Source organism: Microcystis sp. M53603_WE2 (assembly GCF_030065435.1).
In genome coordinates, this window is sequence record NZ_JASJFF010000271.1 from 1 (window position 1) to 1,417 (window position 1,417).

A 1,417-nucleotide genomic window follows, 5' to 3' on the forward strand; every position below is an offset into this window, starting at 1 on the left:
TCTATCAATCCTACAATTGGTGGAGAGAATGGGTTTCTCGGTATTATCGGGACAGCAGAATTTAGTTCTGTTATCTTTGCCAATAATACAACAGATGTCGATAGTTTTAGTATTGACAATGCTTCCTTTGCCACCAAAGTTTCTGAACCCAATATGGTTACTGCTTTCGCCATACTTGGGGGCAGTCTGTTGTTAATTAAGAAAGCCAAGGGCAGCTGACCGGCTGACAAGCAGATTGAAAGTGAGAAGTGATCAGTAATCAGTAATCAGTAAACAGTGAAAAGACAGTAGGCAAGTGCTATTTAATACTGCTCACTTAACACATACTGTGGGTGCATCTGACATTAGCAGAAATACCGACAATCAGCAATTATTAGTGACTCTTAAATGATGACAAATGTATCAGCAGCTGCCTGTAAGCATCCCACCGAAAAGCTAATGCGCGGGGGGTTTGGGGGCGGCGCCACGACCCCAACGGGGGGTTTGGGGGGTAGAACCCCCCAAAGGCTTGGATTGAGTGATAAAATCAGAAGTAATGTCCGATTTTAAAAGAGAGTTTCCCCTTAAAAATCCCAACTTGCTAGATTTGCAAAAATGAGATGCGCCCCATACTGCTCACTTAAAACTCAAATCTGATAACTGTTAACTTACCCACTGATAACTGATAACTGATAACTGTTATAAAGCACCGGCTGCCGTGCGATCGAGTATTCCCGATCCTAGATGAGAGGTAATATTAATTGCTTGCAGGACCGGTTGAGAGTCAACTCCTTTGGGATAATCGATAACACTAACCGCGCCATTTCCCTGTTTAATATTCCAGAAATTGGCGGGTTTTAAACCCAATAAATAACAAAGAATCACCTTATTAATGGCATCGTGGGCCACTACCATAATTGTCTTAGGACTATCACTATTACTATAGGTTTTAACGATTTGCTGCCAACAAGCGATCGCTCGATCCCAAACTTCCTGTAAATTCTCCCCTTCCGGCATTTGCACGGTTTCTGGGGCATTTTTCCAGTCTTCTAACATCCCGGGGAAACTCGCTTCAATTTCCTCCTCTAATTTACCTTCCCAAAGTCCGTGACAGATTTCTGTCAGATCTACTTGGGTATCTAAGGTGACATCGGGGTGATATTGCAGGATAATTTGGGCAGTTTCCTTGGGACGGGATAAAGGACTGGTGACAGCGTGATTTATCGCCGTTTCTCGCAGAAATTCGGCGGCTTTCTCAGCTTGAGCTTTGCCATTATCATTGAGGGGAATATCGCGCACACCTTGAAAACGTTTATCCCGATTCCATTGGGTTTCTCCGTGACGCACAAGCAGCAGCCTCGATCCTTGGAAAGGAGGACGCGGTGGGGGTAAAGCTATCCCTAAGTGTGCCGTTTGATTGAGGGATTCCACCTGGACA

The 1,417-nt window shown here is 44.5% G+C and carries 1 protein-coding gene and 1 pseudogene; one reads left to right on the forward strand and one right to left on the reverse strand.

Annotated elements, in window-relative coordinates; translation table 11 throughout:
- Window positions 1-219, forward strand: a pseudogene (locus PX481_RS05880) (PEP-CTERM sorting domain-containing protein); the annotation flags it as partial.
- 459 nt (window positions 220-678) lie between these two features.
- Here PX481_RS05880 and PX481_RS05885 read toward each other — a convergent pair.
- Window positions 679-1,417, reverse strand: a 739-nt coding sequence (locus PX481_RS05885) for a histidine phosphatase family protein (protein WP_288093968.1), incomplete at its 5' end; no start/stop codon positions are given.